The sequence below is a fragment of the Virgibacillus sp. GM2-2 genome (assembly GCF_055329585.1).
In genome coordinates this window covers 1-228 of record NZ_JBUZWC010000187.1, presented here as the reverse complement: position 1 = coordinate 228, position 228 = coordinate 1, and the positions used below count along the sequence as shown (strand labels likewise).

General features: G+C 74.6%; 1 protein-coding gene. It reads right to left on the bottom strand.

The features are described from left to right. On the bottom strand, nt 1-228 hold a 228-nt coding region (locus ACY9Z2_RS19485; RefSeq protein WP_463611323.1), incomplete at both ends, for a hypothetical protein.

Genomic DNA, 228 nt, shown 5'->3' with positions numbered 1-228 from the left:
CGACGGTCGCCGAGCCCTGGTAGCCCTCGCGCAGCATGCGGGTGGTGTGCGTCGTCAGCGCCTGGAGCCGCGCCTCGAAGACGGTGAGCGGATTGCCGGTGAGGAAGAAGCCCAGCGCCTCCTTCTCTGCCCGCAGCCGCTCCGCCTCGGGCCAGGCCGCGGCCGTCTCGTCCGCGGCCGGCGCCCCATCGAGGGGGGCGGCGCCGAACAGGCTTCCCTGTCCCGCTT